Annotated in this window: 33 protein-coding genes and 1 tRNA gene; 20 read left to right on the top strand and 14 right to left on the bottom strand. The window is 69.6% G+C overall.

Annotated features, from left to right (window positions below):
- Positions 1-56: 56 nt before the first annotated feature.
- Positions 57-788: a winged helix-turn-helix domain-containing protein gene (locus BLR91_RS16250; RefSeq protein ID WP_018189405.1), complete on the bottom strand. Its 732-nt coding sequence runs from the start codon at positions 786-788 to the stop codon at positions 57-59.
- 380 nt (positions 789-1,168) lie between these two features.
- Entirely contained in the window at positions 1,169-1,801 is a 633-nt protein-coding gene (gene upp / locus BLR91_RS16245; protein ID WP_089880099.1) for a uracil phosphoribosyltransferase, read from the bottom strand.
- 58 nt (positions 1,802-1,859) lie between these two features.
- On the opposite strand from upp, the gene tadA reads away from it, so the two are divergent.
- Positions 1,860-2,327 carry a tRNA adenosine(34) deaminase TadA gene (gene tadA, locus BLR91_RS16240; RefSeq protein WP_089880103.1) on the top strand — a complete coding sequence of 156 codons (468 nt, stop codon included), beginning with the start codon at positions 1,860-1,862 and terminating at the stop codon, positions 2,325-2,327.
- 41 nt (positions 2,328-2,368) lie between these two features.
- On the opposite strand, the gene BLR91_RS16235 is transcribed toward tadA, so the two are convergent.
- Together BLR91_RS16235 and BLR91_RS16230 are read right to left on the bottom strand one after the other, a co-directional pair.
- Positions 2,369-3,070, bottom strand: coding sequence for a glutamine amidotransferase (locus tag BLR91_RS16235; RefSeq protein ID WP_089880108.1), 702 nt, complete (start codon positions 3,068-3,070; stop codon positions 2,369-2,371).
- Complete coding sequence (locus BLR91_RS16230) at positions 3,067-4,029, bottom strand: cation diffusion facilitator family transporter (protein WP_089880110.1); 963 nt, start codon at positions 4,027-4,029, stop codon at positions 3,067-3,069. The genes BLR91_RS16235 and BLR91_RS16230 overlap by 4 nt, the downstream gene beginning before the upstream one ends.
- Before the next feature lie 23 nt (positions 4,030-4,052).
- Between BLR91_RS16230 and proC the strand changes: the two genes are divergently transcribed.
- Positions 4,053-4,898 (top strand): pyrroline-5-carboxylate reductase, encoded by an 846-nt coding sequence (gene proC, locus BLR91_RS16225; protein WP_089880113.1) that lies wholly within the window; start codon positions 4,053-4,055, stop codon positions 4,896-4,898.
- A 75-nt stretch (positions 4,899-4,973) separates the two neighbouring features.
- Here the strand turns inward: proC and BLR91_RS16220 are convergent, their stop codons facing one another.
- From BLR91_RS16220 to BLR91_RS16210, 3 genes are all read right to left on the bottom strand, one after another.
- A complete protein-coding gene (locus tag BLR91_RS16220; protein ID WP_197674300.1) occupies positions 4,974-5,870 on the bottom strand; it encodes a hypothetical protein in 897 nt (298 codons plus the stop codon).
- Positions 5,871-6,004: 134 nt separating this feature from the next.
- A complete protein-coding gene (locus BLR91_RS16215) occupies positions 6,005-6,676 on the bottom strand; it encodes a potassium channel family protein (RefSeq protein WP_018189412.1) in 672 nt (223 codons plus the stop codon).
- Positions 6,669-8,108 (bottom strand): TrkH family potassium uptake protein, encoded by a 1,440-nt coding sequence (locus BLR91_RS16210; RefSeq protein ID WP_089880116.1) that lies wholly within the window; start codon positions 8,106-8,108, stop codon positions 6,669-6,671. Before BLR91_RS16210 ends, BLR91_RS16215 begins: the two co-directional genes overlap by 8 nt.
- A gap of 81 nt (positions 8,109-8,189) precedes the next feature.
- On the opposite strand from BLR91_RS16210, the gene BLR91_RS16205 reads away from it, so the two are divergent.
- The 5 genes from BLR91_RS16205 to BLR91_RS16185 all read left to right on the top strand — a co-directional run bounded on the left by BLR91_RS16205 (position 8,190) and on the right by BLR91_RS16185 (position 9,668).
- A complete protein-coding gene (locus BLR91_RS16205; RefSeq protein WP_020075899.1) occupies positions 8,190-8,615 on the top strand; it encodes an ArsR/SmtB family transcription factor in 426 nt (141 codons plus the stop codon).
- Between the two features lie 41 nt (positions 8,616-8,656).
- On the top strand, positions 8,657-8,869 hold the full coding sequence (locus BLR91_RS16200) for a helix-turn-helix domain-containing protein (protein ID WP_020075898.1): 213 nt from the start codon (positions 8,657-8,659) through the stop codon (positions 8,867-8,869).
- 70 nt (positions 8,870-8,939) lie between these two features.
- Positions 8,940-9,038: a 30S ribosomal protein bS22 gene (locus tag BLR91_RS16195; protein WP_003792170.1), complete on the top strand. Its 99-nt coding sequence runs from the start codon at positions 8,940-8,942 to the stop codon at positions 9,036-9,038.
- 70 nt (positions 9,039-9,108) lie between these two features.
- Positions 9,109-9,372, top strand: coding sequence for a glutaredoxin family protein (locus BLR91_RS16190; RefSeq protein WP_089880121.1), 264 nt, complete (start codon positions 9,109-9,111; stop codon positions 9,370-9,372).
- Positions 9,369-9,668: a Dabb family protein gene (locus BLR91_RS16185; protein ID WP_089880124.1), complete on the top strand. Its 300-nt coding sequence runs from the start codon at positions 9,369-9,371 to the stop codon at positions 9,666-9,668. Before BLR91_RS16190 ends, BLR91_RS16185 begins: the two co-directional genes overlap by 4 nt.
- A gap of 23 nt (positions 9,669-9,691) precedes the next feature.
- On the opposite strand, the gene BLR91_RS16180 is transcribed toward BLR91_RS16185, so the two are convergent.
- Both BLR91_RS16180 and BLR91_RS16175 read right to left on the bottom strand, forming a co-directional pair.
- The gene (locus BLR91_RS16180; protein WP_018189418.1) at positions 9,692-10,393 is read right to left on the bottom strand and encodes a GntR family transcriptional regulator; all 702 of its coding nucleotides are present in this window, start codon (positions 10,391-10,393) and stop codon (positions 9,692-9,694) included.
- A complete protein-coding gene (locus tag BLR91_RS16175) occupies positions 10,393-11,061 on the bottom strand; it encodes a GntR family transcriptional regulator (RefSeq protein ID WP_089880129.1) in 669 nt (222 codons plus the stop codon). Before BLR91_RS16175 ends, BLR91_RS16180 begins: the two co-directional genes overlap by 1 nt.
- A gap of 217 nt (positions 11,062-11,278) precedes the next feature.
- Between BLR91_RS16175 and BLR91_RS16170 the strand changes: the two genes are divergently transcribed.
- A complete protein-coding gene (locus tag BLR91_RS16170; protein ID WP_089880133.1) occupies positions 11,279-12,499 on the top strand; it encodes an isochorismate synthase in 1,221 nt (406 codons plus the stop codon).
- Positions 12,500-12,528: 29 nt separating this feature from the next.
- On the opposite strand, the gene BLR91_RS16165 is transcribed toward BLR91_RS16170, so the two are convergent.
- Positions 12,529-13,383, bottom strand: a complete 855-nt coding sequence (locus tag BLR91_RS16165; protein ID WP_018189421.1) for a polyphosphate kinase 2 family protein — start codon at positions 13,381-13,383, stop codon at positions 12,529-12,531.
- Positions 13,384-13,518: 135 nt separating this feature from the next.
- Here BLR91_RS16165 and BLR91_RS16160 point away from each other — a divergent pair, with 135 nt between their 5' ends.
- The 5 genes from BLR91_RS16160 to BLR91_RS16140 all read left to right on the top strand — a co-directional run bounded on the left by BLR91_RS16160 (position 13,519) and on the right by BLR91_RS16140 (position 18,597).
- Complete coding sequence (locus BLR91_RS16160) at positions 13,519-13,905, top strand: hypothetical protein (RefSeq protein WP_018189422.1); 387 nt, start codon at positions 13,519-13,521, stop codon at positions 13,903-13,905.
- Positions 13,906-14,007: 102 nt separating this feature from the next.
- Positions 14,008-15,063: a bifunctional demethylmenaquinone methyltransferase/2-methoxy-6-polyprenyl-1,4-benzoquinol methylase UbiE gene (gene ubiE, locus BLR91_RS16155; RefSeq protein WP_089880137.1), complete on the top strand. Its 1,056-nt coding sequence runs from the start codon at positions 14,008-14,010 to the stop codon at positions 15,061-15,063.
- 20 nt (positions 15,064-15,083) lie between these two features.
- Complete coding sequence (locus BLR91_RS16150) at positions 15,084-16,139, top strand: polyprenyl synthetase family protein (RefSeq protein ID WP_020075889.1); 1,056 nt, start codon at positions 15,084-15,086, stop codon at positions 16,137-16,139.
- Positions 16,140-16,169: 30 nt separating this feature from the next.
- Entirely contained in the window at positions 16,170-17,567 is a 1,398-nt protein-coding gene (locus BLR91_RS16145; RefSeq protein ID WP_089880141.1) for an FAD-dependent oxidoreductase, read from the top strand.
- 13 nt (positions 17,568-17,580) lie between these two features.
- A complete protein-coding gene (locus BLR91_RS16140) occupies positions 17,581-18,597 on the top strand; it encodes an alpha/beta hydrolase (RefSeq protein WP_089880147.1) in 1,017 nt (338 codons plus the stop codon).
- On the opposite strand, the gene BLR91_RS16135 is transcribed toward BLR91_RS16140, so the two are convergent.
- On the bottom strand, positions 18,584-19,072 hold the full coding sequence (locus tag BLR91_RS16135) for a YajQ family cyclic di-GMP-binding protein (RefSeq protein WP_018189427.1): 489 nt from the start codon (positions 19,070-19,072) through the stop codon (positions 18,584-18,586). The genes BLR91_RS16140 and BLR91_RS16135 overlap by 14 nt on opposite strands.
- Positions 19,073-19,199: 127 nt before the next feature.
- Here BLR91_RS16135 and BLR91_RS16130 point away from each other — a divergent pair, with 127 nt between their 5' ends.
- The 5 genes from BLR91_RS16130 to BLR91_RS16110 all read left to right on the top strand — a co-directional run bounded on the left by BLR91_RS16130 (position 19,200) and on the right by BLR91_RS16110 (position 23,990).
- Entirely contained in the window at positions 19,200-19,889 is a 690-nt protein-coding gene (locus BLR91_RS16130) for a DedA family protein (RefSeq protein WP_089880151.1), read from the top strand.
- A complete protein-coding gene (locus tag BLR91_RS16125; RefSeq protein WP_089880154.1) occupies positions 19,886-21,118 on the top strand; it encodes a sensor histidine kinase in 1,233 nt (410 codons plus the stop codon). The genes BLR91_RS16130 and BLR91_RS16125 overlap by 4 nt, the downstream gene beginning before the upstream one ends.
- Entirely contained in the window at positions 21,115-21,786 is a 672-nt protein-coding gene (locus BLR91_RS16120; protein ID WP_020075885.1) for a response regulator, read from the top strand. The genes BLR91_RS16125 and BLR91_RS16120 overlap by 4 nt, the downstream gene beginning before the upstream one ends.
- Positions 21,787-21,937: 151 nt before the next feature.
- The gene (locus BLR91_RS16115; RefSeq protein ID WP_231918958.1) at positions 21,938-23,314 is read left to right on the top strand and encodes an acyltransferase family protein; all 1,377 of its coding nucleotides are present in this window, start codon (positions 21,938-21,940) and stop codon (positions 23,312-23,314) included.
- 28 nt (positions 23,315-23,342) lie between these two features.
- Positions 23,343-23,990, top strand: a complete 648-nt coding sequence (locus BLR91_RS16110; RefSeq protein WP_018189432.1) for a biliverdin-producing heme oxygenase — start codon at positions 23,343-23,345, stop codon at positions 23,988-23,990.
- Positions 23,991-24,020: 30 nt separating this feature from the next.
- Here BLR91_RS16110 and BLR91_RS16105 read toward each other — a convergent pair whose 3' ends face one another.
- The 3 genes from BLR91_RS16105 to BLR91_RS16100 form a co-directional block, all read right to left on the bottom strand.
- Positions 24,021-24,758 (bottom strand): nucleotidyltransferase domain-containing protein, encoded by a 738-nt coding sequence (locus tag BLR91_RS16105; protein WP_089880162.1) that lies wholly within the window; start codon positions 24,756-24,758, stop codon positions 24,021-24,023.
- A gap of 15 nt (positions 24,759-24,773) precedes the next feature.
- Entirely contained in the window at positions 24,774-24,917 is a 144-nt protein-coding gene (locus BLR91_RS20200; RefSeq protein WP_166645306.1) for a hypothetical protein, read from the bottom strand.
- A gap of 67 nt (positions 24,918-24,984) precedes the next feature.
- The gene (locus BLR91_RS16100; protein ID WP_089880166.1) at positions 24,985-25,467 is read right to left on the bottom strand and encodes a nucleoside deaminase; all 483 of its coding nucleotides are present in this window, start codon (positions 25,465-25,467) and stop codon (positions 24,985-24,987) included.
- A gap of 128 nt (positions 25,468-25,595) precedes the next feature.
- Here BLR91_RS16100 and BLR91_RS16095 point away from each other — a divergent pair, with 128 nt between their 5' ends.
- Positions 25,596-25,946 carry a helix-turn-helix domain-containing protein gene (locus BLR91_RS16095; protein WP_089880169.1) on the top strand — a complete coding sequence of 117 codons (351 nt, stop codon included), beginning with the start codon at positions 25,596-25,598 and terminating at the stop codon, positions 25,944-25,946.
- A gap of 110 nt (positions 25,947-26,056) precedes the next feature.
- Positions 26,057-26,138: transfer RNA gene (locus tag BLR91_RS16090), tRNA-Tyr, on the top strand.
- The last annotated feature ends 40 nt before the right edge of the window (positions 26,139-26,178 follow it).

Raw genomic sequence — 26,178 nt, 5'->3', positions numbered from 1 at the left:
AGAAGCGGTAAGTCTTTGCGGACTCGGCGGGTGGGCGCCGGGGCGGGGCGGGGCGGTCAGAAGAGGTCGGGGGAGGGGGCGCTCGCGTAGCGGATCGAGACGTCGGCGTGACGGTCGAAACGGTAGCCGACTCCGCGGACGGTGCGCACGATGTCCTCGTAGCGGCCCAGCTTCGCGCGCAGGCGGCGCACGTGCACGTCGATGGTGCGCTCGTTCGGGATCTCGTCCTCATCGGCGCCGCTCCACAGCGACGAGATGAGCTCGGAGCGCTCGATGGTGCGGCCCTCGCGGAGCACGAGGTACTGCAGCAGCTCGAACTCCTTGTAGGTCAGCGCGACGGTCTGGTTGTCGAGCACGAGACGCTTCCGCGAGATGTCCACGACGACGCCGGATGCGGCGCGGTCCTCATCCTCGTCGACGGTGACAGCGTGGCGGTGCTTCGCGATGGCGGCCGGGTCCTGCAGGGCGAGGCGCACCACATCCACGTCGCGTCCGCCGGCGCCGGCCGGGGCGAGGGCGACGGCGGCGTAGGTCTCGGCGGTCGGGGCGATCTCGGCGGTGAGACGCTTCAGCGCCTCCACGATGCGACCGAGGTCGGTACCTGCGGCGGCGGCCTTCGCCTCGTCGATGCCGACGTAGAGCACGAAGCCGCGGGCCTCGGTTCCCTCGGGCACGGCGCGGATGCGGGGAGCCGGGTCGGCGGCGGGCGCCGGAGCCGGACGGACCGGGCTGACGGGGGAGACGGCGGAGGTGCGGGGGAAAGCGGTGTCGATGGTGGCCAGAGACATGGGAATCGAGTCCTTAGTGATGATGTTCCGGATCCCGATGCGATGAAGCTCCGCGGGTACGGCGGAGTGCAGGGATTCCGGGGAATGTCGTGTTGTGTGCCCCTAGACGGTGGGGCGGATGCGCGGGAGCGTGAGTGTGGCGCTCCCGGGGAGCGTGCGCCCGGTCACGACGAGATGACGTCGGAGGGCTGCTGCTCGGCGAAGGGTCGTCAGATCAGCGACACATTCGGCAACACATGACGGAGTCGCGGCCGGCCATCATCATGCCGGCATCCCCAAGGGCCTCGAAGGAGGTCAGGGTACGCGAGTTGTCAGTCATGCAGGTTAGTAAAACCGACGATGACTCGACGTGTCAAATCATTACGCAATGTTTCGTGCGGCTACACAGTGCCGTAAAGGCGGTCGCCGGCGTCTCCGAGGCCCGGAACGATGTAACCGTTCTCGTTCAGGCGCTCGTCGAGCGCGCCAAGGACGATGGTCACATTGCGGCCTTCCGTCGCCTTCTCGAGCGCTTCGAGACCCTCCGGGGCCGCCAGCAGGCAGATGGCCGTCACGTCCACGGCGTTACGTGCGAACAGGAACTCGATCGCGGCGCCGAGCGACCCGCCCGTGGCGAGCATCGGGTCCAGCACGAAACACTGCCGGTCGGACAGGTCCATCGGAAGTCGCTCGGCGTAGGTGGTCGGCTCGAGCGTCTCCTCGTTGCGGACCATGCCGAGGAAGCCGACCTCGGCGGTCGGCATGAGCCGCACCATCCCCTCGAGCATCCCGAGGCCCGCACGCAGGATCGGGACGACGAGCGGGCGCGGCTCGCTCAGGGCGACGCCGGTCGTGGTGGTGACCGGGGTCTCGATCTCGACGGGCTGCACACGGACACCGCGCGTCGCCTCGTACGCGAGCAGCGTCACGAGCTCCTCGGTGAGCTGGCGGAACACCGGCGACGGCGTCCGCTTGTCACGGAGCACCGTCAGCTTGTGGGTGATGAGTGGGTGGTCCGCAACGTGCACTCGCATAGGCTCAAGGCTAGCCGAACCCCGAACAGCCGAACCCCCGAACGCCGAGAGGACCGCCGTGAGCCTGCCCGTGCCCAGCGACTACGAGCAGTGGATGCGGCGCGCGCTCGACGACGCCCGGCTCGCCTTCGACACGGGCGACGTACCGGTGGCCGCCCTCGTGCTCGACCAGCACGGCGAGGTCATCGGACGGGGCCGCAATGAACGCGAGCTCCGGCACGACCCGACGGCGCACGCCGAGGTGCTGGCCCTGCGGGAGGCTGCGGCGACCCGCGACGACTGGCACCTCGAGGGATGCACGCTCGTGGTCACGCTGGAGCCGTGCGTGATGTGCGCGGGCGCCGTGCTGGCGGCACGCGTGCCCACCGTCGTGTTCGGCGCCTGGGACGAGAAGGCGGGCGCCGCGGGGTCGGTGTACGACGTCCTGCGCGATCGTCGGCTCAACCACCGCGTCGAGGTGTTCGCGGGCGTGCTCGCGGAGGACTGCGGCGAAGTGCTTCTGGACTTCTTCCGCGCCAAGCGCTGAACGCTGGACGCTGGACACTGAGTGCGCACAACGCGACACCGTCAGTCGGGCAGGCGCTCCAGCCACTCGGAGAACGCCGCGCGCGACGCCTCCTGCATCCGCGCCGAGTACACCTCGCGGTCGCGTCGGAGGGCATCCGGGTCGATGGCCAGCTCATCCAGCTCGTTGTATCCATCGGCGACCCACGCCTCGTGCATCTCATCCGTGACCTCGGGATGGAATTGCACGGCGAGGGCGAAGCCGCCGATCGCGAACGCCTCGTTCGAGTAGTCGCTGGAGGAGGCCAGCAGCGTCGCCTGCTCCGGCAGCTCGAACGTGTCGCCGTGCCACTCCACGACGGGGACGCCGTCGAAGTGGCGGATCGGCGAGTCCGTGCCGGCCGTCGTCGGCTCGACCCGGCGGTAACCGATCTGGGTGGTTTCACCCTTGTAGACCCGCTCGCCGAGCGCGCCGGCCATCAGCTGAGCGCCAAGGCACACACCGAGCACGGGACGCTCCGCGGCGATGCGCTCCCGCAGCAGCTCCTTCTCCTGCTCGAGGAACGGGAACTCCTCGGTCTGGTAGGCGCCCATCTCCCCGCCGAGGACGACGACGAGGTCGGCCTCCGCCGGGTCGATCGCCGAAACGTCCTCCGTGGTCACATCCACGATCCGCAGGTCGTAGCCGTGCTCGGTCAGGACCGGGCCGATGTTGCCGAGGTGGATGCTGGGGTCGTGCTGCAGGATGACGGCGGTGCGGGTCACTCGAGTCCTTTGATGACGATGGTGTCGGTTGCGGGAGCGGCCTCGTTGGGGTCGACCCATACGTCCGGCTCGATGTAGATGACGCGCGCCGCGGGGACGGCCTCCCGGATGCGGTGCTCGACGGCATCGATCGCCGCGGCGACGTCCGCGAGGCGGTGCTCGCCCGAGAACGCGAGCTTCGCGGCCACCATCAGCTCGTCCGGACCGAGGTACAGGGTCTTCATGTGGATGATGCGCTCGACCTCGGGGCCAGACGTCACCGCGCTCTCGATCGCGGCGAGATCGGCGTCCGACGCGCCCTCGCCGACGAGCAGGCTCTTCGTCTCGATTCCGAGCACGACGGCGACCGCGACCAGCAGCGCGCCGATGAAGAGGGTGCCGATGCCGTCCCAGACGCTGTTGCCGGTGATGATCGTCAGGCCGACGCCGATCAGGGCGAAGACGAGGCCGGTCAGCGCCGCCACATCCTCCAGCAGGACCACGGGGAGTTCGGGAGCCTTCGCGCGGCGCACGAACTGCGGCCACGACATCCCCTTCTTGTGCGGGCGGGACTCGTGGACCGCCGTGCGCAGCGAGAAGGACTCCAGACCGATGGCGATGAGCAGCACCAGGATCGGCAGCCAGGCGTTCTCGAGCGGGTGCGGGTGGGTGAGCTTCTCGATCCCCTCGTAGATGGAGAACACGCCGCCGACCGAGAACAGGATGATGGACACGACGAAGGCGTAGACGTAGCGCTCACGCCCATAGCCGAACGGATGCTCGCGGTCGGCCTTGCGGCGCGACTGCCGACCGCCGAGGAGCAGGAGCAGCTGGTTGCCCGAGTCGGCGACCGAGTGCACACCCTCCGCGAGCATCGACGACGAGCCCGAGAAAGCCCACGCGATGAACTTGGTCAGGGCGATCCCCAGGTTGGCCGCGAAAGCAGCGATGATCGCTCTGTTACCGCCGGATGCGCTCATGCCCTTCATCCTAGGATGGCCGCATGGACGACGCGCAGAACGTGACCCTTCCGACCATCGCGATGCTCGGTGCGGGCTCCATGGGCCGTGCGATCCTGAGCGGTCTGCTCGCGCCGGGCGTGCAGGTCGCCGGGATTCGGGTCACGAACCGGTCGGAGGCGCGGGCGGCGGAGCTCGCCGGGACGCCGGGCGTGACCGCCTACGCGACGGAGACGAAGGCGGACGCCAACCGGCTCGCGGTCGATGGAGCGCAGGTGGTGATCGTCGCGGTGAAGCCGGCGATGGTGCGCGACCTCCTGGCCGAGATCACCGACTCGTTGGCGCCGGGGACCGTCGTCGTCAGCGTGGCGGCCGGGGTCACCACCGAGACGATGGAGTCGCTCCTGCCGGACTCGGTCTCCGTCGTCCGCGCGATGCCGAACACGCCGGCCGTCGTCGGCAAGGCGGTGACCGGCATCAGCGCGGGTTCGCGCACCGATCCGGAAGACCTGCAGGTCGTGCGCGCCCTGTTCGAGACCGTCGGCGAGGTGGTCGAGGTGCCGGAGTCGCAGCTGGATGCGCTGAGCACGATCTCGGGATCCGGTCCGGCGTACGTGTTCCTCCTCATCGAGGCCCTGACCGAGGCGGCCGTGCAGAAGGGCTTCACGCCCGAGCAGGCGGCGACCCTCGTCAACGGGACGTTCCTCGGGGCGTCCGAGCTGCTGGTCTCCTCCGGCGAGGACCCGGCCGAGCTGCGCCGCCGCGTCACCAGCCCGAACGGCACCACCGAGCGGGCGATCGCCGTCCTCTCCGAGGCAGACCTCCCCGCTCTCTTCGCCCGCGCGACCGACGCCGCCCTCGCCCGCGCGCGCGAGCTCGCCGCCGGCTAACCCGCCCCCACCCCCGCCCTCAAGCCAACAGCTCCTGAGTTTTTCGCCCGAAACGCCGCGATTGGGGCGAAAAACTCAGGAGCTGTTGGCTTGGGCGCGCGCGAGAGCCCGGCGGACGAGCATGACCGCGCGAGGGACGGGCTCGCGTAAGTCGGCCGACGTGACGAAGACCGTGTCCCATCCTGCTCCGGCGAGCCGTTCGCGTCGGTTGATGTCTTCTTGATACGTCGCCTGGTCGGTGCGGTGATGATCGCCCAGATACTCGATCGCCACGCGCTCGGCCGGATAAGCAAGGTCGACCATCGCGATGCGGCGGTCCCGATCGAAGACGCGGTAGTTCAACTCGGGTTCGGGAAGCCCGGAGTCGACGAGCGACAGGCGGAGCCGGGTCTCTTGCGGAGACAGAGATCCGAACCGCACAAGCTCGATCGCCTGCCGGAGACGCTGGATGCCGGGGCGCCGAGCATGGTGACGGAGCGCCCGCTCGAGGTCGTCCTTCGTTCCGTGGTCGGTGTCGCCGGAGTATGGCTCGTCGCCGGTGACGATGAAGTCGCCGATCACGACGAGCTCAAGGATAGACAGCGTCGAGGACAACTGCGCCCACGAATTCTCTGGTGAGAAGCAGCGCAGGTCGTCCACCCGGACGATGCGGTGTCCCGCCGGTCGCAGCTCGTGAGCTACGACACCCTTCATCTGGGGTGGCTTCGCAGGCGCGAATGTCGCGACGTGCACGTCATCGGGTACGCGGGCACGCGACAAGGGGAGGCCGTGGATCATCGCGGCGGAGTAGTGGCTGAAGAGGTGTGCGTCTCTTTCGAGCAGCGCATAGGCCTGGCACTTCGCGAGATGGTCCGTCAGAACGCCTGATCGGGTTCGCACGCCGCGGAACGGTCGCGTGGACGCATCCCGATACAGCTGCGTGCGCGACATCCCCGATTCCAGCGCTGCGCGAATGGTGAAGCTCTCCTGCATCCGCACATCATCGCGGCCCGCGGCCGCCCCGACGCACTTATGCACAACCAAGCCAACAGCTCCTGAGTTTTTCGGCCAAATTGCGCGCGAAACGCAGAAAAACTCAGGAGCTGTTGGCTTGTGACTGGGGAGGGTCAGGCGTCGAGGGCGGCGAAGCGCTCGATGTCGGCGGAGGCGCCCGAGACGATGACGAGGTCGTGGTCGGAGACGACCGTGTCGGGCGTCGCGTACGTGAACGGCTTGCCGGGGCTCTTCACGCCGACGACCGTGATGTTGTACTTGGAGCGGACACCGGATGCGCCCAGGCGCAGGCCGCGGATCGGCTTCGGCGGGTACATCTTGACCAGCGCGAAGTCGTCGTCGAACTCGATGAAGTCGAGCATCCGGCCGGACACCAGGTGCGCCGCCCGCTCGCCCGCCTCCGCCTCCGGGTAGATCACGTGGTTGGCGCCGATGCGCTCCAGGATCTTGCCGTGCGACTTCGAGATCGCCTTCGCCCAGATCTGGGGCACCTTCAGGTCGACGAGGTTCGCCGTGATCAGCACGCTCGCCTCGATCGACGACCCGACGGCGACGACCCCGATGGAGAAGTCCTCCGCGCCGATCTGCCGCAGCGTCTCGATCGAACGCGCGTCGGCCTGCACGGTGTGGGTCACGCGGTCGGCCCACTTCTGCACGAGATTCGCATCCGTGTCGATCGCGAGCACCTCGCGCCCCAAGCGGTCGAGCTGCCCGGCAGTCGCGGCACCGAACCGGCCGAGTCCGATGACGAGGACGGGCGCGTTGTGTCTGATCCGGTCAACCAACGAGCGGCCTCTCCTCCGGGTTGTGGTACAGCTGGCGGCGTTGGCTCTGGGCCAGCGCCGCGGCGAGAGTCACTGTACCAACGCGTCCGCAGAACATCGTCGCGGCCATGACGTAGATGCCGGCGTCCGGCAGTTGTTCGGTCAGACCGGTGGACAGACCGCACGTCGCGAACGCCGAGATCACGTCGAAGAGGACATGGTCGAGCGGCGCTTTGGTGATCTGCAGGATGAGGATGCTCGACACCGCCACGATCGTCGCGCCCCAGAGCGCAACGGCGACGGACAGCCGCAGGACGTCGATGGGGATGCGGCGGCGGAACGCATCCATCGACTCCACCCCGCGCGCCTCGGCGAACGCGGCCAGGAAGAGGACGGCCAGCGTCGTGACCTTGATGCCACCGGCGGTGGATGCGGACCCTCCGCCGATGAACATGAGCATGTCGGTGACGAGCAGGCTCGACCCGTGCAGGTCGTCGATGGGGATGGTCGAGAACCCGCCCGACCGCGCCATGGTCGACAGGAAGAACGACTGGAACACCGTGTGTCCGGCGTCCAGGTCGCCGAACGTCTTCGGGTTGTCGTATTCGAGCACGATGTAGAGCACCGCCCCGGCGACGAGCAGGATGACCGACGTGAGCAGCGTCAGCTTCACGTGGATGGACCAGCGCCGCCGCTTCTGACGGAGATTGGATGCGATGGCCAGGATGACCGGGAACCCGATCGCGCCGAGGAACACGCCGATCATCAGTGCGCTCAGGAACCAGTAGTCGGTCGCGAACGCGTCGATGCCTTCGCGGTTGGGTGTGAACCCGGTGTTGGTGAACGCCATGGCCGAGTAGTAAATCGACTCCCATGCGGCCGTGCCGACGTCGATGCCCGCGATGAGCATCCGCGGGAACAGCAGCAGGGCCACGGCGCCCTCGATGACGACCATGCTGATCGCGACGGTGGTGAGCAGCTTGCCGACCTCGCCCAGCCGGACCGCCTGTCCTTCGGCGACCGGGCCGCCGTGCACGCGGAGCGGGTTGCTGTCGCTCGCCGCCATCAGCTTGGCGCGCAGCCCGAGCTTCCGCGAGATGACCAGCCCGAGGATGGATGCCATGGTCAGCACGCCGACGGCGCCGACCTGCACGCCGATGTAGACGAGCAGATGCCCGAACACGGACCAGTGGGTCGCCATGTCGACGGTCGCGAGCCCGGTCACGCAAATGACCGAGACCGCGGTGAACAGGGAGTCCGCCAGCGGCGTCCACCGCCCGTTCGACGAGGAGATCGGCAGCGAGAACAGCAGCGTGAAGACGAGGATCAGAAGGGCGAAGACGAGGATCGCGAACCGGGACGGGCTGCGGGCCGCGAACCCGTTGAGTGCGGCGCGGATGCGCCCGACGGCCGACGCGGGCCGTCCGGGGACCGCCCGGGTGGTGGCGCTCATGTCTCGTCCTTCCCGTCGTCTTCGGCTGTCGGGCGGGCTTCGGACATGGTACTGCGTCGGGGGAATGGCTAGCCTGGGGACATGGCCGACATCTTCGACGTGATCGCCGATCCGACGCGGCGCGACATTCTGCGCGTGCTGCTCGATCGCAATACGGACGCGGCGCATTCCGTGGGCGAGATATCCGTTTCCGAGATCGTCGCGACGCTCGAGCTGAGCCAGCCGACGGTGTCAAAGCACCTGAAAGTTCTGCGCGAGGCGGGTCTCGTGTCCGTGCGGGAGGAGGGTCAGCACCGCTACTACAGCCTGGATGCCGGCCCGCTGGTGGCGGTCGAGGACTGGATCATTCCGTTCACGGCATCCGATGAGGACATGGAGCTGAGCGTCCGGCTGGCGGAGGAGACGCGCGAGTTCGCGAGCACGGTCGGCAAGGTGCTCGCCGACACGCGTCACCGGGTGTCGTCGGCGACCGAGCGCGTGACGCCGAAGAAGTGGCGCAAGGACTGACCCTCCGCGAGTACGATGACCGGAAAGAGGAGGACGGACGCATGGCACACGATCTGAGGGACGTGCGCTTCCTGACGGTCGCCGAGGTGGCCGACATGATGCGCGTCTCCCGTATGACCGTGTACCGGCTCGTCCATTCGGGTGAACTGCCCGCCATCCGCTTCGGTCGATCGTTCCGTGTTCCGGAGTCCGCGGTCGACCAGCTGCTGCAAGCCGCGACGTTCCGAGAGGGCGGCGTCGCGGACTCTGCGTGACGTCAGGTAGACTGGCTGCTCGTGTCGCCGCGCGCCCCGCGGCATGCCCCCGATTCTTTGTGAGGTCCACGTGGGTTCCGTTATCAAGAAGCGTCGCAAGCGTATGGCGAAGAAGAAGCACCGCAAGCTTCTTCGCAAGACGCGCCACCAGCGTCGCAACAAGAAGTAGACCTCGAGTCTGCGGCTCCAAGCGTCGGTCCATCCGGTCCGGCGCTTTTTGCTGCGTCTAGAGTGGATTCGTGTCCAGCGTCTCCCTGACTCTCATCGGCAAGCCCGGATGCCACCTGTGCGATGACGCGCGGGAGGTCATCCACTCGGTCATCGACCAGCTGCCGGACGGCTCGCCCACAGTGACCGTGGAGGAGCGCGACATCCTGCAGGACGCCGAACTCCACGAGAAGTACGTGGAGGAGATCCCCGTCGTGCTCGTCGATGGACGGGTCCACACCTACTGGCGGGTCGACCCGACACGCTTGCGCACCGCACTCCTGGAGGCAGAATGACCATCCGCCACGTCGTCTCGTGGAAGCTCGCGACGAGCGACGAGACGGAGCGCGCCGAGCAGGCCGCCGAGATCAAGCGCGGCCTGGAGTCGCTTCCCGCCGTCATCCCGCAGCTGCGTTCGCTCCAGGTCGGGGTCAACGCAGTGCCGGGCGACAACTTCGACGTCGTGCTGATCAGCGACTTCGACGACGTGGATGGCATCCAGGCGTACCTCGACCACCCGGCGCACCTCGAGGTGGCGGGATACATCCGCTCCGTTGTGGGATCTCGAGCCGCGGTCGACTTCGAGGTCTGACGCCGCAGGGCGACGCCCGCGGGTCAGAAGACCGGCGTCTTGGTGATGTCGGCGTCCCGGCGGCGATAGTCCTCGAGGAACTGCGTGAGGGTGCCGGCGTAGAGATCCTTGACGAGGTCTCCGGCCTTCTGACCGTCGCGGTCCTTCGCGGCGGCGAGGATGCCGGCCAGCGCACCCGGGAGGTCGTCGATCCCGAACGGCGTCTCCCAGACCGAGATGTAGCGGAGCAGCTGCGGGCTGAGGCCGTCGCTGACCGAGGCCAATACATCGTTTCCGCCCGCGCGCGTGAGCTCGAGGAAGAAGTCGTTGAAGGCGCGGCCGAGAGCGGGGAGGTCGCGGGCCTTCGCGGCCTTCTTGACCTCCTTCTGCGCCTTGTCGAGACGGGTGACGACGGCGTTCTCGAGCTCGGGGACGTTCGCGCGGGCGGCGTGCTCGTGGAGGAGACCGGTCGTGTAGATGGCTTCGTCGATCGCCTTGAGATCAATCGGTGCGACACGGGTGTACCGGTTGGGAGCCATCTCGACGAGGCCGATGTCGGCGAGCTTCATCAGCGCTTCGCGGATCGGGGTGCGCGAGACGCCGAGCCACGCGGTGAGCTTCTCGTCGAGGAGTGTCTCACCCGGCTCGAGGGTGCCGTCGAGGATGCCCTCGTACAGGCGGTTGTAGACCACATCGCGCAGCAGCCGGCGCTCGACCGGTGCGGTGTCGCTCACGGGCAGCGGCATCAGCGGGCCTCCTTCGATGGCGTGCCGAACTCGTCGGCGATCGAGACGATCGACTTGTCGAACAGGTCGCCGGCGGCCCGTGCTGCTTTGTCCGCCTTGCCGGCGACGGCGGCGTCGATCAGTGCCTTGATCGAGGGGAGCGCCTTCTCGAGCGGCGCGGAGGAGGGCGCGGCCTTGAGCGCCCGCTGCACCTCGGGAAGGTGTCGCTTGAGCAGGCGCGCGACGGTCGCGTTGTCGAGGCGGCGGACGAAGACGCCGAGGAAGCCGTCGGCGGAGAGCCCGGTGCGGACGGCCTCGGACGCGTCGGCGGATGTGAAGGAGCGCAGCGTCTCGCGGTCGCCCTCGGTGAGGAGTGGCGTCGCGTCGCGCACGACACCGGCGACGAGCACACCGACGGTGGTGAGCAGCTCGCGGAGCCGGCGCGACTCGATCGGCGTGACGCGCGTGCGTCGCTGGGGCAGGATCTCGACCAGGCCCATGGCCGCCAGCTGGTTGAGCGCCTCACGGACGGGGGTGCGGGACACCCCGACCCAGCGTTCGATCTCGGCGTCGTAGAGCTGCTCGCCGGGGAGCAGGTCGCCGTCGACGATGGCGTCGAGCAGGCGCAGGAAGACTTCGTCTCGGATCAGCCGCCGGGGGCTGGCGGCTCCGGTCACGGGCACGGGCATAGTTGGATGTTACATCCAGGTGGATCGGTCTTCGGGCTGATGTACTGAGTGTCGAACGCGCGCATTGCCTGCTCTATTTGTCTGGGGGAGCGCCCGGACGCGCCGCGCGCCGCATCCATCGACTCCCCATCCGCTCCCCAACGGGCGTACAGCATCGCGGGCGTAGGCTGGCCTGGTGAGATCAGCCCCGACCGCTCGGCGGGATACGGGCGTTACGGTGCTCGTGGCCGAGACCGCACCGCTCGACGACGTCCGCCAGCTCATCCCGTTCCTCGACTCCCGCGCACCCCTGCTCTGGTTGCGCAAAGGCGAAGGGATGGCGGCGATCGGGGAGGTGCTCCGGCTCGACTTCACCGGCCCGGACCGCATCCAAGAGGCGTCTGCCGCCTGGCGGGCCACCGCGGCCGCCGCGGAGGTCGACGACGCCGTCCGCACGCCGGGAACGGGACTCGTGGCGTTCGGCACGTTCGCGTTCGACGACGAGAGCACGGCGACGAGCACGCTGATCGTGCCCGAGGTGATCATCGGCCGCCGCGGCAGCCGCAGCTGGATCACCCGCATCCGTCGCGCCGACGCCCAGGCGACGGCCCCGCTGCCGCGCCCGACCCCGTTCGGTGACGAGTACCGGCTGGCCCTCCTCCCCGGCGAACTGGGTGGCGAGGGGTACCGTTCGGCCGTCGCGGCCGCGGTCGAGCACATCCGCGAGCAGGATCTGTCGAAGGTCGTGCTGGCGCGAGACCTCCGCGGGCACCTGCCGATCGAGTCGGACCTCCGACGCGCGCTGGTGGAGCTCGCGCTCGGCTACCCGGACTGCTGGACCTTCGCGGTGGACGGCCTGGTCGGCTCGTCCCCGGAGACGCTGGTGCGCGTCCACCACGGAACGGTGACGGCACGCGTGCTGGCTGGGACGATCTCGCGCGGCTCGGACGCCTCCCTCGACGCTGCCGCTGCCGCCGAGCTGGTGGCCAGCGCCAAAGATCAGGGCGAGCACCGCTTCGCTGTGACCAGCGTGATGGATGCGCTCGGCCCGCACAGTGCAGACCTGGCAGCGAGCGACGAGCCCTTCACGCTCAAGCTCCCCAACCTGTGGCACCTCGCGACGGACATCGCCGGGATGCTGAGCGACGGATCCAGCTCCCTCGATCTCGCCTCCGCGCTGCACCCGACGGCCGCGGTCGCGGGAACGCCCCGACGCGAGGCGCTGGAGCTGATCCGCGAACTGGAGCCGTTCGACCGCGGACGCTACGCGGGCCCGGTCGGCTGGGTCGGCGGGGACGGCGACGGCGAGTGGGCGATCGCACTCCGGTGCGCACAGGTGACTCCGGACGGCGACCTGACCGCATATGCGGGGGCGGGCATCGTCGCGGACTCCGACCCCGAGCGGGAGCTCGCCGAGACGACGATGAAGTTCCGGCCGATCGTGGAGGCGTTCGGCTGAGCGAGGTCCACTGACCGGCCGACCCGCGATCAGGAGTCGGCCAGGCGGCGCTTCTGCTCCTCGACGTCGTAGTCGGGCATCGGCCACTCCAGGTCCAGCCCCTCGAGCGCGCGGATCAGCAGCTGCTGCACGGCGACCCGCGCGTACCACTTGTGGTCGGCGGGGACGACGAACCACGGCGCCTCCGCCGTGCTCGTGCGCTCCAGGGCGATCTGGTACGCCTCCTGGTAGTCGTCCCAGCGGAGCCGCTCGTCGACGTCGGCGGGGTTGAACTTCCAGAGCTTTGCACGGTTCTCGAGCCGGGCGGCCAGGCGCTTCTTCTGCTCGGCCTTCCCGAGGTGCAGCATCACCTTCACGATGGTGGTGCCGGACTCCGCCAGCTCGTGCTCGAATCCGGTGATCGCGCCGTAGCGGCGCTCCAGCTCCTCCGGCGGCGCGAGCTGGCGCACACGGCCGATCAGCACGTCCTCGTAATGGGAGCGGTCGAAGACGCCAACCTGGCCCGCGGCGGGGACCTCCCGCCAGACGCGCCAGAGGAAGTCGTGCGAGAGCTCCTCCGGGGTCGGCTTGCCGAAGCCCGCGTAGTGGACGCCGCCGGGGTTCATCGCGCCGATGACGTGCGAGACGATGCCGCCCTTGCCTGCGGTGTCCATCGCCTGGAGCACGAGGAGGACGGATCGCGGGGCACCTTCCCTGCCGCACGCGAACAGCTTCTCCTGGAGCTCGGCGAGGACGTCCTTCCCCGCTGAGAGGGCATCCTTCCCCTCCTCCTTGCCGCCCTCGAAGCCGGGGGCGCCGTCGGTGGGCTGGTCGGCGAGGCGGAAGCCGGGTCGCACCCGGAGCAGCTCGGAGGGATCCGTCGTCCAAAACGTGTCGTGGGACACCGTCGCTCCTCACCCGTGGGGCGGCCGTCCGCTCCGCGATCTCTGGGATCGCCATGGTAGTCCCGCCCGTTCAGATGTGGTCTAGCCGTGGGTCGGCACGCAGCATTACGGTGTGCGCGATGAGAGGGGACTGAGATGGGCACCTTCTGGAATGCGTTCTTGTACGTCTTCTGGATCTTCGCGTTCGTGGCTTTCGTGATGATCCTGTTCACCGTGCTGGTCGACCTGTTCCGCGACAGCGGGCTCAATGGATGGTGGAAGGCCCTGTGGGTGATCTTCTTCATCTTCGTCCCGCTGATCTCGGTGCTCGTGTATCTGATCGCCCGCGGACGGGGGATGGCGGAGCGGAGCATGGCCCGCCGTGCCCAGGTGCCGGAGGACGACGACTGGGGGTCGAAGCCGACGGCGTCGGCGACACCGGCGGCCGACATCCAGCAGGCGCAGGCGCTTCTCGACCAGGGTGTCATCTCGCGCGGCGAGTTCGACGCTCTGCGGGCGAAGGCGCTGGGGCAGCGGTTCTGATGGTCGGAAGCCGTCGTGCCGGAGCGCCCCGCCTGGCTGACCGTTCGGCGTGCATCCTGTCGTCGGCATGCACCCGCTGACGCCGCAGCCTAAGCTGGTGGGGTGAGTAAGGCCGACCTCAGCAAGCAGCCCGCCCAGGTCGCCGCCATGTTCGACCAGGTGTCGACGCGCTACGACCGGACCAACAACGTCCTGTCGGTCGGCAATGCGGCCCTGTGGCGCGTCGCGACGACGCGTGCGGTCGCGCCGCGCGCCGGCGAGACGATCCTCGACGTCGCGGCCGGGACGGGCACGTCGAGCGCCTCCCTCGCCCGCAACGGGGCGTCCGTCGTCGCCGCCGATTTCTCGGCCGGGATGATCGACGTCGGCCGGCAGCGCCAGGCCGGCAACCCCTTCATCCGTTTCGTCCAGGCCGACGCCATGGACCTCCCGTTCGACGACGACACGTTCGACGCGGTGACGATCTCATTCGGTCTGCGCAACATCGTCGACCCGAAGAAGGCCCTCGCCGAGTTCTTCCGTGTGGTCAAGCCAGGCGGCCGCGTGGTGGTGTGCGAGTTCTCCCAGCCGCCGCTCGCTCCCGTCCGCGCCGGCTACTCGGCGTATCTCAAGTTCGGGATGCCCGTGCTGGCGCGCGTCGCCAGCTCCAACCCCGCGGCCTACGAGTACCTCATGGAGTCCATCCAGGCGTGGCCGGACCAGCGCGCGCTCGCCGGGTGGATGCGCGAGGCTGGTTTCGAGCGTGTCGCGTACCGCAATCTGACGGCCGGCATCGTCGCCCTGCACCGCGGTTTCAAGCCCGAGCGCCGGCCTGCACCGGTGGAGCCAGTGGAGCCGGTCGCGGCGACGCCCGACGTGAATGCGCAGCCCGAGGCGCCGGCCGAGAAGCCGGCTGCCGCGACGAAGCCCAAGGCCGCTCCCAAGCCGAAGGCCGCTGCGACGAAGGCGAAGCCCGCTGCTGCGAAGCCCGCTGCCGCGAAGCCCGCTGCTGCGAAGTCTGCCGCTCCGAAGTCTGCCGCCGCCAGGCCCACGACGCCGAAGCCCGCGGCACCCAAGCCGAAGCGCTCGACCTCCGCCGGCTCCGAGTCGCGTCCGGCATCCGCCGGAACCGCCGGCTCCGAAGAGTCTGCGTCCACCATCCCGTCCGAGGGGGAGTAGTGCCACGAAGTGTCCCGGCTGTGCGGCGCCCGTCGCTGACCAGCCAGCTCGGCTTCACCGAGCGGATCTTCCTCCGCGGTGACGACCGCCAGCTCGCGAACGCCGTCGACGCCGGTCTCGCCCAGGTCGAGGAGAGCCTCCACCGCGAGATGCACTTCGCGGACAACCTCGCCGACGTGACCGCCCGGTACCTCCTCGAGGCCGGCGGCAAGCGGGTCCGTCCCATGCTGACCCTGCTGGCCGCCCAGCTCGGCGACGGCACGAACGCCGACGTCATCCAGGCGGCCGAGGCCGTCGAGATCACCCACCTCGCCTCGCTGTACCACGACGACGTCATGGACGACTCCCAGATGCGCCGCGGCGTGCCCAGCGCGCAGTTCGTCTGGGGCAACTCCGTCGCCGTGCTGACCGGCGACCTGCTGTTCGCCCGCGCCAGCAAGCTGGTCTCCGCGCTCGGTGAGCGGGCGATCCAACTCCAGGCCGACACGTTCGAGCGGCTGTGCCTCGGCCAGCTGCACGAGACCATCGGACCCCAGGAGGGCGAGGACCCGATCGAGCACTACATCGGGGTGCTCGAGGACAAGACCGGCTCCCTGATCGCGGTCGCCGCCCAGATGGGCGTGCTGTTCTCGAACGCTCCGAAGGAGTACGAGCAGCCCGTCGTGGTGTTCGGCGAGAAGATCGGCGTGGCCTTCCAGCTCATCGACGACGTCATCGACCTGTCGTCGGAGGGGGTGGCCGAGACCGGCAAGACCCCCGGCAACGATCTGCGTGCCGGCGTCGCGACCCTCCCCGTCCTCCGCCTCCGCGAGCGTGCGTCCACCGACCCGGAGGCCGCGGCCCTGCTCGAGCGTCTGGAGCGCGACGTCATCGGCTCGGCCGAGGACGGCGAGGTCACGCCCGCCGCGATGGAGGCGATCGCCGCGCTCCGTGAGCACGAGGTGACCCGCCAGACGCTGGAGGAGGCGCACCGCTGGGCGCGCGAGGCGGTCGAGGCCCTCGAGCCCCTTCCGGACGGCCCGGTGAAGAAGGCTCTGATCCGGTTCGCGGACACGATCGTCGAACGCTCCAGCTGAGCGACCAGCAACCCCAGAAGGAATCAACGAATGACCAAACTGCGACTGGCCATCGTCGGCGCCGGACCGGCGGGCATCTACGCCGCCGACATCCTGCTGAAAGCGGAGCGGGGCTTCGACGTGTCGATCGACCTGTTCGAGCAGCTTCCCGCACCGTACGGCCTCGTCCGCTACGGCGTGGCCCCCGACCACCCGCGCATCAAGGGCATCATCACCGCGCTGCGCGAGGTGCTCGACAGCGGTGACATCCGGATCTTCGGCAACGTCCAGTACGGCCGCGACATCACGCTCGACGACCTCAAGCGCCACTACAACGCCGTCATCTTCGCCACCGGCGCCGTGCGCGACGCCGACCTCGAGATCCCGGGCATCGAGCTCCGGGGTTCGTATGGAGCGGCCGACTTCGTCAGCTGGTTCGACGGGCATCCCGACGTCCCGCGCACGTGGCCGCTCGACGCGAAGTCGGTCGCCGTCATCGGCAACGGCAACGTCGCACTCGACATCTCCCGGATGCTCGCCAAGCACGCCGACGACCTGCTGCCGACCGAGATCCCGGACAACGTCTACGAGGGGCTCAAGAACTCGCCTGTCACCGACGTTCACGTCTTCGGCCGTCGCGGCCCCGCGCAGGTGAAGTTCACTCCACTGGAGCTGCGCGAGCTCGGCGAGCTGCGCGACGTCGACATGATCCTCTACGACGAGGACTTCGACTACGACGAGCAGTCGAAGGCGGCGATCGCGAGCAACAAGCAGGTGATGGTCATCGACCGCGTGCTGCAGCAGTGGCGGCAGCGCGAGGTCGGCAACGCATCGCGACGGCTCCACCTGCACTTCTACGCGAAGCCGCTCGAGGTGGTGGGCGACGAGAACGGCCAGGTGCGGGCCTTCCGCTGGGAGCGAACCGAGCCCGACGGCGAGGGGGGCGTGCGCGGTACGGGCGAGATCCGCGAGCTCGAGATCGATGCGATCTACCGGGCCGTCGGCTACTTCGGCTCGCCGCTGCCCGGCATCCCGTTCGACCGCAAGCACGGCGTCATCCCGAACCACGAGGGCCAGGTGCTGCGGAAGGGCGACAACGAGCGCATGTACGGGGTCTACGCGACCGGGTGGATCAAGCGCGGGCCCGTCGGGCTCATCGGTCACACCAAATCGGATGCCATGGAGACGATCAAACATGTCATCAACGATCAGGGGAACTGGTGGTCGCCGTCCGACCCTGACGAGCAATCTGTGGAAAACCTCCTCCACGAGCGAGGTGTGGAGTACACGACGCTCGACGGCTGGCACAACCTCGACGCGTACGAGCAGTCTCTCGGCGCCGAGCGCGGCCGGGTTCGGGTGAAGGTCGTCCCGCGCGACGAGATGGTGCGGGCCTCCAATGGGGAGCCTGTCGGCAGCGGGCCGGCGAGCGGGCAGGCCGCCGAGTAGGCGCCCCGGCGGCATGGCGAACGCGCGCGAGTGGGTCCCCGACATCCTCGGGGAGCCGTTCGAGCAGCTGACGCTTCCGCTGCAACCGGACGCGGAGGGCGACGTCGTCGCCACGCTCGTGCGATACTCGCCGCCGCCGCGCCTCCACCTGCACCGTCGGCCCGCCGCCGACACCGACGTCCTGTACGTGCACGGCTGGTCGGACTACTTCTTCCAGACCGAGCTCGCCGAGTTCTGGCACGACCAGGGCGCTCGGTTCCACGCGCTCGATCTGCGCAAGTACGGCCGCAGTCTCCGCGAGGGGCAGACTCCGGGGTTCGTGGACGACCTGGCCGTCTACGACGAGGACATCGCGGCAGCGCTGGACGCGATCGGCCACGGTGAGTCGCAGGACCCGGAGGGGGCACACCGCCCGCGGTCGCGCCGCCTCATCCTGCTGGGCCACTCGACCGGCGGTCTCACCCTCAGCCTGTGGGCCGACCGCCACCCCGGCCGAGCGGGTGCGCTCATCCTGAACAGCCCCTGGCTCGAGTTCCAAGCCCGATCGGCGGGTCGCGCCGCCCTGACACCGCTCATCGACCTGCACGCGCGCATCGACCCGAAAGCGGCGATGCCCAACGTCGACCTGGGCTTCTACAGCCGGACGGTGTCACGCACCATGGACGGCGAGTGGGACTACGACCTGGCCTGGCGCCCCATCCGCGGCTTCCCGGTCCACCCCGCCTGGCTGGTGGCCGTGCTGGCCGGGCACGCGCGCGTCGCTGCGGGCCTGCACATCGACGCACCCGTGCTCACCCTGTTGTCCGAACGGTCGACGCTGCTGCCGCACTGGACGCCGGACATGCTGACCTCGGACGTGGTGCTCGTCGTCCGCGACATCGCTCAGCGCGCGCTGCAACTCGGGCCGACCGTCACTGTCTCGTGGCTGGAGGACGCCCTCCACGACGTGTTCCTGTCGCGACCGCCGGTGCGCCGGGCGGCATACGCATCCATCACGCAGTGGATGCGCGGGTACCTCAGCGCAGGTTGACGAACTGCAGGGCGACGTCGAGGTCCGCGTTCTTGAGCAGCGCCATGGTGGCCTGCAGATCGTCGCGGCTCTTGGAGCTGACCCGCAGCTCGTCGCCCTGGATCTGCGACTTCACGCTCTTGGGCGCCTCATCGCGGATCAGCTTGTTGATCTTCTTGGCCGCATCCTGCTCGATGCCGTTCTTGAGTCCGACCTCGATGCGGAACTCCTTGCCGGACGCGTACGGCGCGCCGGTGTCGAGCGACTTGAGGGTGATGCCCCGCTTGACGAACTTCGACTCGAGGACCTCGAGCACCGCCTTCACGCGCTCTTCGGTGTTCGCCTTCAGGAGGACCTTCTCGCCGCTCCACTCGACGGATGCGCCGACGTTCTTGAAGTCGTAGCGCTGGTCCACCTCTTTGCGGGCCTGGTTGACGGCGTTGTCCGCCTCCATCTTGTCGACCTTGCTGACGACGTCGAACGAGGAGTCTGCCATGGTGTCCGTCCTTCCCGTAGTGAGCTGCTCCCAGTCTACGAGGCGCGACAAGTCCCTCCGCGGTAGGGGTCGGACCGGTACTCCCGGGGGACGCGCGGAGGGCGCTCCGATTCCTATCGTCGGGACCATGGACGCCATCAACGACTTCATCGCGGCAGCGGCCGCATCTCCGTGGGTCTATCTCGTCGTCTTCGCGGTCGTGCTGGTGGACGCCTTCTTCCCGCCCGTTCCGAGCGAGTCGGTCGTGATCGGCGCCTCTGCTGCGGCGGTCGCCGTCGGCGTCCCGAACCTGCCCCTGGTGCTGGCATGCGCCGCCGCGGGGGCGATCGTGGGCGACAACCTCACCTTCGCGCTCGGGAGGACGTTGGGGCTCGACCGGTTCCGGGTGCTGCGGAGGCCACGCATGGCCGCCGCCGTTGAGCGCGCACGGCGCGGCATCCACGCCCGCGCCGGGGTCCTGGTGCTGTCGGCGCGATACGTTCCGGTCGGCCGGGTGGCCGTGAATCTGGTGGCCGGGGCGTCCGGCCTGGCGTGGCGCCGGTTCGTCGGGCTGTCGGTCGTCGCGGGCGTCTCGTGGGCGCTCTACTCCGTTACAGTTGGGGTGGTCGCGGCCCAGTGGCTGCATGGCAACGCGTTCCTCGCGATGGTCGTCGGCATCGCGCTCGGGGTCGGCACGGGGGTCGTGGTGGATGCGCTCCTGCGGCGTTCCGCTCGCCGGCGCGCGTCGCGGGCGGGCGTCGAGTCGCCTGCCGCCGTCGCATCCCGACCTGCGCGGACCGGAGCGCGACGCGCCGCACTGGAGGGAGGACGCCGATGACTGCGAACAGCCTCCCCACCACCGCCCGGGTCGACCGGTGGCTCCTCGTGCTGTGGATCGCAGCGTCCGCAGCGTCCATCGCCATCGTCGCGGTCGCCGCCTCCATCGGACCGGCCGTCTACGGCGTGCCGGTCGCTCTCGCCCTGCTTCTAGCGCTCCTCCAGGGGACGTCCATCGTCGGCGCATTGCTCTGGCCGCGCGTCGCGGCCGCTGCCGCCGCGGCCTCGCTGCTGGGCTTCGCCGTCGTCTCACCCGCGACGGCGTCCGCTCCGTGGCCGGTGTCGGCCCCATCCATCGTCGCGTTCTCGGCCACGATCGCCCTCGTCGTCGTGCGGGGCGCCTGGCGTCCCGGACTGGTGGCGTGGGCCGTCGCGGTCGCGGGAGCGGTGACCATTGGAGTGGTGGGCGGCGCTGCTGCCGGCACGGCGAGCGGAGTCGACGGCGCCGCGACGGCCGACCTGATCGTGTTCGCGTCCGTCAGCGGAGCTGTGCTCCTCGGGGCGTTGCTCGTTTCGCGCTGGCAGGATGTTCGCCGTCAGTTGGTGCGCGAACGGCAGACCTCCGCGGGGGAGCTCGCACGGCGTGAGGTCGCGGAGGAGCGGACCCGCATCGCGCGCGAACTGCACGACATCGTGGCGCACGGGATGTCGGCGATCCAGGTGCAGGCGTCGAGCGCGAAGTACCGCATCCCGTCGCTCCCGGACGAGGCGGTCGCCGAGTTCGACGACCTCGCCGCCACAGCGCGCACCGCGATGGGGGAGATGCGGCGACTGCTCGGGGTGCTCCGCAGCGACGACGCCGGGGTGGAGACGGCGCCGCAGCCGGGCGTGACGGACATCCCGGCGCTGGTCGCCGACGCGGCGCGGCGCGGACGGGTGGAGCTCGTCGGCACTGGCGTCGACACCGGCGGCATGGACGCCATCACCTCTCTCGCCGCCTACCGGATCGTGCAGGAGTCGCTCAGCAACGTCGCGCGGCACGCGACCGACGCCGACACCGTGGTCCGCCTGGACCGGGTGGACGACTCGCTCGCGATCGAGGTCCGCAATGCCCCGGCCCCCGGTCGCCCCGCCTCGCCGCCTGCTCCCGACGGCGGAGGGCACGGCATCCGCGGGATGCGGGAGCGGGCGGAGCTGCTCGGTGGCACGCTGACCGCCGCCGCCCAACCCGACGGCGGGTACCTCGTGCGTGCGGTCCTTCCGCTCGCCGGGAAGAATGGGACGCCGTGACGATCTCCGTGCTCGTGGTCGACGACCAGGCGATGGTCCGCGCCGGCTTCGCCGCCATCCTCGCGGCCCAGGACGGGATCGACGTGCTCGGCCAGGCGTCGGACGGCGCTGAGGGTGTCGAACTGGCGCGCCGCCTGCGACCGGACGTCGTGCTCATGGACGTCCGAATGCCCGGCATGAACGGCATCGACGCGACGCGCGAGCTCGTCCATCCGTCGCGCGGTGAGCCGCATCGACCGCTCGTTCTCGTGCTGACCACGTTCGACGCGGACGAGTACGTCTACGACGCGCTCGCTGCCGGTGCGAGCGGGTTCCTGCTCAAGGACGCGCCGCCGGACGACCTCGTCCACGCCGTCCGCGTCGTCGCGGCCGGGGAGGCGCTGCTCGCTCCGCGCGTGACCAAACGACTGCTGGAGCGGTTCGCGACCCAGCGGCCCGCCACCTCCAGCCGCGCTCTCCTGCTCGCCGACCTGACCGAGCGCGAGCGCGAGATCCTCGTGCTCATCGGGCGGGGCATGTCGAACGCCGAGATCGCGGCGCAGCTCTTCATCGCGGAGCAGACCGTGAAGACGCACGTGAGCCGCATCTTCACCAAGCTGGGCCTGCGCGACCGGGTGCAGGCCGTGATCCTGGCCTTCGATGCCGGGCTCGTCGAACCGGCGCCGTAACAGCGCTGGCAGCGCTGGCAGCGCTGGGCCGCTGATGCCACCCCTACCGCGGTAGTGCCCGGGGTTGGCTCCGCGGAGGGACGCGGCGGCCGACACCGCATCGAGACGCTCGTACCGACCGGTCACCCTGACCGGACGGAAGGAACGTCCGATGTCTCTCGCAGCCGCCACGCTCGCGCCCGACTCCCCGCCGACTCGGGCGAGAACCGCTACGGGTCCGCATCCCGACCGCGCTCCGTCCTCTCGGCGCGACGCCGCAGTGGATGTGGCACGCGCCTGGTGCCTCACCGTCGTCGTCGCCCTCCACGCTCTGATGGTCGGCGTCTCCGTCACCGCGGACGGGCCGCTGCTCCAGAACGCGATGGAGCACTGGAGCGGGTTCGGCATCCTGACCTGGTTCGGCCAGGTCATGCCGCTCTTCTTCGTGCTCGGCGGGTTCTCCGGGTTCCTGCAGTGGGAGCGCGCACGCCTGCGCGGTGACGGGTACGGCGCCCAGCTCGCCGGTCGCCTGCGGCGCCTTTTCGTGCCGGCCGTCGCGGCGGTACTCGCGATCGTGGTGGTGCTGGCCCTGTTGCAGTTGGCCGGCGTGCCGGAGGACATCGTGGCGACCGCAGGTTTCCGGCTCAGCCAGCCGCTGTGGTTCCTCGGCGTCTACGTCGTGTGCACGGCGGCGCTGCCTCTGCTGGCCGCCCTGCATCGGCGTCGTCCCCTGCTCGCGCTTGCGGGTCTGGGGGCAGCGGTGCTCGCCGTGGACGTGGTCCGCGCATCCACGGGCGTGGCCGCCGTGGGCCTGATCAACCTGCTCTTCGTGTGGTTGCTCGTCCAGCAGCTGGGCTTCGTTCTCGCAACGCTTCCCCGGGACGGATGGTCAGCACGTCGTGCGAGGTGGATGGCGGTCGCCGCGTTCGGGACTCTGGCCGTGTTGTGCGCCGCCGGCGTCTACTCTCCCGACCTCTACCTCAATCTCAATCCGCCGACCGGAGCCCTCGTGCTCCTCGGCGTCGGTCAGCTCGCCGTGTTCTCCCTCCTTCGCACCCGGCTCGCGCGTCTCGCGGAGGGTCGCATCCTCGGCCGGTACGTGGCCGCCATGAACCGGCGCGCCATGACCGTGTACTCGTGGCACATGCTCGTTCTGGTCCTGCTGGCGGGGGTGCTGCTCGTGGTGGGCGGCGAGTCGCTGCCTCAGCCGCTGTCGGCCGGGTGGTGGCTGACGCGGCCGCTGTGGCTGGCCGCCGCCGGGGTGGCGGTGGCCGGGGTTGCGGCGGTCGCCGGGCGGCTCGAGGCCCGGCCGTCCGACGCGGGCGCTGGGATGGGATGGCGCGTTCCGGGGCCGCTCCGTGCGGTGTGCGCCGCGGCGGCGGGCGCCGGCGGTGTCCTGCTCATTCTGGTCTCCGGGTCGGCGCTGGCGGCCTGGGTCGTGGGTGCCGTGCTGATCCTCGCTTGCCTCGGTCTATTGCGCTCGCCGGGTGTGTCGCCGGAGCGGCGGCCGGCCGTCTTGACGGGAGTCGCGCGGGTAGGAGAGGCTTAGGCAAGCCTCCCCTAAGTCAGGAGACCCGATGGCTGATCTGATCCCCTTCTCCGAAGCCCTCCGCGAACGCACGCGGGGTGTCCATCAGGAGAGTGAGGGCGCCGGCTTCATGCAAGACCTGATGAGCGGGCGGGGGTGCCGCGACGACTACATCCAGCTTCTCTCGCAGCACTACTTCATCTACGAGGCCCTCGAAGAGGCGGCCGTGTGGATGCGCGAAGACCCGGTCGCCGCCCTGTTCATCAGCCCCAAGCTGACGCGCCTGCCGGCGATCGAGGCCGACCTCGCCTTCCTGCTCGGCGACGACTGGCGCGAGCGGATCGCGCCCCTGCCCTCGACGGCGCGGTACACGGCCCGCATCCGCGAGGTCGGGCGCACCTGGCCGGGCGGCTTCATCGCACACCACTACACGCGGTACCTCGGCGACCTGTCCGGCGGCCAGATCATCCGCACGCTGCTTCAGCGCCAGTACGGGTTCGAGACCAACGGCGTCGGGTTCTACCTGTTCGCCGACATCGCCAAGCCGAAGCTGTTCAAGGACACCTATCGGTCGCAGCTGGATGCGGTCGAGTGGACCGAGGAGGAGCGCGACCGCGTCATCGGCGAGGTGTCGCTGGCCTTCCGCTTCAACACGGAACTGTTCGACGACCTGGCGACGGCGAAGGCCGCCGCCTGACGCTGACCCGCTTTCGGCGAATCCAGGGTCTCAGCGCACGAAGTCCTCGTCGACGCGGCCGCCCAGGCGGTCCAGCAGGGCGGCGGCGACACGGACAGCCTCACGATGGTCCCGCTCGCGGGCGAAAGCGGCCAGTGCATCGGCCGACTCCGGGTCGACTGCACGAAGCCGACGGGCAAGCCATTTGCCGCTACCCAGCCACGCGCCGGAATGGAGCAGGGCGAGCTCTCCGAGGCCGCGGAGGAGATCGGCGCGGATGGCCGCCGACACCAACTCGTCCGTCGCATCTGTCAGGTCGTCGATCAGATCCGTGACCGCGTAGCGTCGGAGCGCCAGCTGATGCGCGGTCGGCCGCGGACCCGGCGCCAGGCGATCAGCCGACCAGCGACGCAGTTCCGAGAACTCGTCGCCCGTGCGCAACGGGATGCCCTCGGTCAGCAGGACGGGCAGGACCGGGCGCAGCGAGGCGAAGTCGCGTTCCGCCCACTCGCGGTATCCCTCGACCGTGTAGGCGAACACATCGAAGCGCTCGCCGTCGTGGTGCGTGACGCGGGCCTCGGAGGTCGGGCTGCCGTTTCGCCGCTCGAAGGTCGATGGTGGCGCGATCAGCAGGATGTCGATGTCGCTGGTCGGCGTCCGTTTCCCGGTTGAAGAGCTGCCGCCCAGGATGACCGTGGTGGCCTCGGGGTACTCCGCATCGCAGAAGCGGAGCGCGGCGCCCCGTACTCGCTCAGCGTCGGCGGGGCCGCCCGATCGAGGCGATGCCATCGATCGCGGCCGGGATCAGGCCGTCTGCGCGAGCTCGGCGTAGTAGGTGACGTGGCAGCCGTCACCGTTGCACTCGACGCAGAGGGTGATCTCCTCACTGCGCTGGGCGGGGTCGGCCCCGGTCCCGTCGCACCGTTCGCAAATCTCCAACGTTCTCATGCCCCCGATTGTGCGCCCGACCACCGACATCGGCCGCAGGCCCGTCGGGGTGTCGCGATCGCGGCCTTCAGTCGTGCCAGAAGCCGCGGTGCGGATCGACCGCTTCGTCTTCGAGGATCGGGCCGAGGACGGTGACCTCGCGGCTCCCGTCGGCGAAGATGAGGCGGCACGGGTGGTCCAGCGTCGGATTCTCGGGGTGGTCGCCCGTGAGGGCGCGCAGACCCTGCTCGGAGAGGCCGTAGACCACCGCGCCGATCCCGGCCCAGTAGATCGCGCCGCTGCACATGGCACACGGCTCGCACGAGGTGACGAGGGTGTATCCGGGGAGCTCGGCGTGCGGGATGGCCTCCCACGCCTTTCTCACCAGATTGGTCTCCGCGTGGCCGGTGATGTCGTTCTCGGTGACCACGGTGTTCTCCGCTTCGAGGGAGATCGTGCCGTCGGGAGCGACGAGGATCGCGCCGAACGGGTGGTTGCCGTGGGCGCGGGCGTCGAGGGACACCTGGATCGCGCGTCGCACGTGGTCTTCGGTCGCTGCTGCTGCGGTCATGGGTCGGGTCCTCCTGTGTGGATGCGCGGGCGGCGGGGCCCGATACCTGTCTATCGGTGATTCTGCCCAGAGCAGAACCGCCGAAATCGACGGGCGCGGATGCGGCCGAGCCGACATAGGCTGGCGGCATGCTCGTACGGCATGCGATCGGATCGGTGCTCCGCCGGATCAGGACGGAGCGCGGGACGACGCTGCGCGAGCTCTCCGAGACCTCCAGGGTGTCGGTCCCGTACCTCTCCGAGATCGAGCGGGGCCGCAAAGAGGCGTCGTCTGAGATCCTCGCCGCGCTGTGCCGCGTGCTCGGGATCAGCGAGGGTGAGCTCCTGACCCGCGTCGCGGCCGAGTTCGCGGGCGCGCAGGTGCTGACTCTGGTGCCGGAGCGGGAGATCGAGCGCGAGCCCGCATCCACTCTGGAGCTGCAGTCGGCCGCGGTCGGCCGCACTGCGCAGACCTCCGGCGTCGTCGCGCTCGCCGCCTGACGCCGGCCGTGTGGCCGCTGAGCGGGCGCTGATTTCGTCTGCAGCCGCCCGCCGAGTATTCTTGTGTGGCGCCTTCGGTCACGAGTGAACTGGTGGTCGAAAGCGCCAATGGCGAGTTACCCAAGCGGCCAAAGGGATCTGACTGTAAATCAGCTGTCTACGACTTCGGGGGTTCGAATCCCTCACTCGCCACCGCGTTCAGAACGCTTCGCGAAAGCCCTCGGCCACCGGC

It is taken from the genome of Leifsonia sp. 466MF (assembly GCF_900100265.1).
Lineage (GTDB): Bacteria > Actinomycetota > Actinomycetes > Actinomycetales > Microbacteriaceae > Leifsonia.
Note: the sequence above shows the minus strand (reverse complement) of the source record. Positions and strands in the feature narration are given on the sequence as shown.

Bases quoted from the DNA above. Each gene is read 5' to 3' on its own strand.
- BLR91_RS16250 (WP_018189405.1), bottom strand. From the start codon at position 788: ATGTCTCTGGCCACCATCGACACCGCTTTCCCCCGCACCTCCGCCGTC.
- upp (WP_089880099.1), bottom strand. From the start codon at position 1,801: ATGCGAGTGCACGTTGCGGACCACCCACTCATCACCCACAAGCTGACG.
- BLR91_RS16230 (WP_089880110.1), bottom strand. From the start codon at position 4,029: ATGAGCGCATCCGGCGGTAACAGAGCGATCATCGCTGCTTTCGCGGCC.
- proC (WP_089880113.1), top strand. From the start codon at position 4,053: ATGGACGACGCGCAGAACGTGACCCTTCCGACCATCGCGATGCTCGGT.
- BLR91_RS16220 (WP_197674300.1), bottom strand. From the start codon at position 5,870: ATGCAGGAGAGCTTCACCATTCGCGCAGCGCTGGAATCGGGGATGTCG.
- BLR91_RS16210 (WP_089880116.1), bottom strand. From the start codon at position 8,108: ATGAGCGCCACCACCCGGGCGGTCCCCGGACGGCCCGCGTCGGCCGTC.
- BLR91_RS16205 (WP_020075899.1), top strand. From the start codon at position 8,190: ATGGCCGACATCTTCGACGTGATCGCCGATCCGACGCGGCGCGACATT.
- BLR91_RS16200 (WP_020075898.1), top strand. From the start codon at position 8,657: ATGGCACACGATCTGAGGGACGTGCGCTTCCTGACGGTCGCCGAGGTG.
- BLR91_RS16185 (WP_089880124.1), top strand. From the start codon at position 9,369: ATGACCATCCGCCACGTCGTCTCGTGGAAGCTCGCGACGAGCGACGAG.
- BLR91_RS16180 (WP_018189418.1), bottom strand. From the start codon at position 10,393: ATGCCGCTGCCCGTGAGCGACACCGCACCGGTCGAGCGCCGGCTGCTG.
- BLR91_RS16175 (WP_089880129.1), bottom strand. From the start codon at position 11,061: ATGCCCGTGCCCGTGACCGGAGCCGCCAGCCCCCGGCGGCTGATCCGA.
- BLR91_RS16160 (WP_018189422.1), top strand. From the start codon at position 13,519: ATGGGCACCTTCTGGAATGCGTTCTTGTACGTCTTCTGGATCTTCGCG.
- BLR91_RS16145 (WP_089880141.1), top strand. From the start codon at position 16,170: ATGACCAAACTGCGACTGGCCATCGTCGGCGCCGGACCGGCGGGCATC.
- BLR91_RS16140 (WP_089880147.1), top strand. From the start codon at position 17,581: ATGGCGAACGCGCGCGAGTGGGTCCCCGACATCCTCGGGGAGCCGTTC.
- BLR91_RS16135 (WP_018189427.1), bottom strand. From the start codon at position 19,072: ATGGCAGACTCCTCGTTCGACGTCGTCAGCAAGGTCGACAAGATGGAG.
- BLR91_RS16130 (WP_089880151.1), top strand. From the start codon at position 19,200: ATGGACGCCATCAACGACTTCATCGCGGCAGCGGCCGCATCTCCGTGG.
- BLR91_RS16125 (WP_089880154.1), top strand. From the start codon at position 19,886: ATGACTGCGAACAGCCTCCCCACCACCGCCCGGGTCGACCGGTGGCTC.
- BLR91_RS16115 (WP_231918958.1), top strand. From the start codon at position 21,938: ATGTCTCTCGCAGCCGCCACGCTCGCGCCCGACTCCCCGCCGACTCGG.
- BLR91_RS16110 (WP_018189432.1), top strand. From the start codon at position 23,343: ATGGCTGATCTGATCCCCTTCTCCGAAGCCCTCCGCGAACGCACGCGG.
- BLR91_RS16105 (WP_089880162.1), bottom strand. From the start codon at position 24,758: ATGGCATCGCCTCGATCGGGCGGCCCCGCCGACGCTGAGCGAGTACGG.
- BLR91_RS20200 (WP_166645306.1), bottom strand. From the start codon at position 24,917: ATGAGAACGTTGGAGATTTGCGAACGGTGCGACGGGACCGGGGCCGAC.
- BLR91_RS16100 (WP_089880166.1), bottom strand. From the start codon at position 25,467: ATGACCGCAGCAGCAGCGACCGAAGACCACGTGCGACGCGCGATCCAG.
- BLR91_RS16095 (WP_089880169.1), top strand. From the start codon at position 25,596: ATGCTCGTACGGCATGCGATCGGATCGGTGCTCCGCCGGATCAGGACG.